The following is a 2,343-nucleotide window of genomic DNA, read 5'->3' on the forward strand; positions in this document are numbered from 1 at the left end:
TCAGACGATGTCTGCTGCCATGAGGTACACCCTAAACCTACAGTCGATTACTTCCTTTTAAAGCTGTAGCGGAAAGCCTTTTTTTAAATTTCCGTACATCTGTAGTGTTAAGCCAATAGCTTTGAACTACAGATAGGGCGTGAAAATGGAAAGTGTCTCGGGGCAACGTGTCGGATATATCCGAGTCTCTTCTTTAGACCAATCTTCTAATCGTCAAACTGAGGCACTTCTTGCCTCCGGTAGGATTGACCGGTTTTTGAGGACAAAATTTCTGGACGCAGCAGGGCAGAGCGTCCCGCTCTCAATGAGTGCATTAAGTATCTCCGCGACGGTGATGAGTTGGTCGTGTCTTCAATCGACCGATTGGCGCGTTCACTGATTGATCTTCGTACGCTTGTCGATGAAATTACGGCCAAGGGCGTAACTGTTTACTTCCTCCACGAAAACCTCCGCTTTACCCATGAGGGAGAAGACGCTCGTTCTAATCTGATGCTGAGCATCTTAGGTTCTTTTGCCGAATTTGAGAGGGCTATCATTCGTGAGCGCCAGGCGGAGGGGATTGCTTTGGCACAAAAGGCCGGTAAGTATCGTGGCCGTAAACGTGCGCTGAGTGCTGAGCAAATAGATGAGGCGCGCATTCGGATAGGGGCGGGGGAGTCAAAGGCGGCCGTCGCGCGCGAGCTTGGGGTTGCACGCACGACGCTCTACGCAGCTCTAAACCGCGCTGTGCAGCGTTAATCTAGCCAGAATAATGAGCACTGTCTGTTCGTTTAGAAGCTGATCCAACGTTTGCCACCTGGCCAGTTTCCCATAAGTCAGTTAAAGATTGACCCCGAAAAGGTGGTCACTTTCGTTCCGACTTTGTGCACATGACTAGAGGAAGTATTGGGACTCGGATAGGTTCGCCGTTAGAAGGCATTTCATGCGGTTCTTTGCCTCGATGGTCAAAAGCGGCTAAGTTCTGCGCCGCATTTCAGGGCTATTACGGGGTCGCATGAAGTTTTCTACAGCAGTGGTTCCATTTCGTCTGTCAAGGCCGTTGGCCATGACATTGCGTTTCATAAGGAGATATATTTTGAAAGTTAAAGCTGTCGTTCTCACAACGGTGTCTGCGCTACTGTTAGGCGTATCCCAACCCGCTATTGCTTCTGCCTCCCCCACATTTAGTCCTGGCGAGAGTATTACGCCATTTGCAAAAACCAAGTTCTCGTGGAGAGCCAAATGCCCAGTTGAGCGTATTGCCAATCAAACCATAGTCGGGTACATATACGGATATGGCCGGACCAAAGCTGCTGCCACTGCAGACGCGAATGCGCAGGTGAATAGCAAGTATGGGAAGGGGTACCGGCTGCACCATTGCACTCCGAAGCGGTTCGAAGGGTCTGGAGGAAGTTCTCCGTTTTCTGACTCAGTGCCTGCATAAGTACGGAAAAGCTATTCTTTGTCTGCTAGTTCTTCACCGTCAGGGTCACCGAACGAACTAAAGTACTCAATTTTTCCAAACGGACGAACTGCCTCAGAGACTATTGCGTAGATTTGCATGCCTAGAGCTTCCTGGTCTTGTTCTCTATCTGCTAAGAAGACGAAATTGATTTGCTTTAGTTGGTAACCCACAGGTTCTAAATCGTGGCCATATTGCTGGACCCAATAGTCTTTTAGCCTCATATAATCATGGGTTGGGATTACAGTGGTCACGCGCTGTAGCTGCAGGGTCGGTTCTAGTTTTGAGAACCGACCCTGCAGTAGCCTCTGAATCTCTTCTATGTCTTGTTCAGGGGCGTAAAGGAGCAGGCTTTCTACTTGTAGTTCATAAATATCCATGAGACAAGGATACTGACCCTTGCCAGTACTACTGTCGCCGTCGCTTAGCAAGCATTCAGATAAATTCAGTACGGATAGGTTTTGCGTTTTTTATTTCCTGCACCCCGGAAGTTACTTCGGCATGTTTGCACGCCTCAGGTGAGAGATCATGCAAAAGCCCAAACATTAAATTATGGATGACAAAAGGGTCAGGCCCGTTTCGCTTATAGATGGGTTCGTTGTGGGCAATCCTGTTTCTTAATGAATTGACTGATTCAATAATCTTGTCTACCTCTGAGCGCTGTGTGTGGTGGGGGAAGCATTTATTTATATATGGCACCCACAGTGTTTTTTCCATTGCTTTGGTAGTGAACTGTCGCCAAAAACCAAAAGATAGTTCTGCCATTACTTGCCCTGCGGTGGCCTTAGCGTTTCCGCATTTGGAAATAGCATCGTCTACTTGCTTCCGGTTTCGTTGATTGACATCTTGGCCGCGTTTAACGCCGTTTTTCTCTCTCACTCTCCAGACTGGCGTGATTGCTG

Annotated in this window: 3 protein-coding genes; 1 reads left to right on the plus strand and 2 read right to left on the minus strand. The window is 48.4% G+C overall.

Annotation, left to right across the window (positions count from 1 at the left end):
• Positions 1 to 312 precede the first annotated feature (312 nt).
• Entirely contained in the window at positions 313 to 738 is a 426-nt protein-coding gene (locus M3G14_RS11575; RefSeq protein ID WP_259926684.1) for a recombinase family protein, read from the plus strand.
• A 696-nt stretch (positions 739 to 1,434) separates the two neighbouring features.
• Here M3G14_RS11575 and M3G14_RS11580 read toward each other — a convergent pair.
• A complete protein-coding gene (locus M3G14_RS11580) occupies positions 1,435 to 1,821 on the minus strand; it encodes a hypothetical protein (RefSeq protein WP_168939853.1) in 387 nt (128 codons plus the stop codon).
• A gap of 55 nt (positions 1,822 to 1,876) precedes the next feature.
• Positions 1,877 to 2,343 (minus strand): hypothetical protein (locus tag M3G14_RS11585; RefSeq protein ID WP_259926683.1); only part of this gene is annotated, 467 nt, incomplete at its 5' end.

Origin of the sequence: Corynebacterium sp. p3-SID1056 (assembly GCF_025152525.1) — a bacterium.
Classification (GTDB): Bacteria; Actinomycetota; Actinomycetes; order Mycobacteriales; family Mycobacteriaceae; genus Corynebacterium.

What these genes read in the sequence shown, in the direction of transcription:
- M3G14_RS11580 (WP_168939853.1), bottom strand. Translation starts at nt 1,821, where the DNA reads ATGGATATTTATGAACTACAAGTAGAAAGCCTGCTCCTTTACGCCCCT.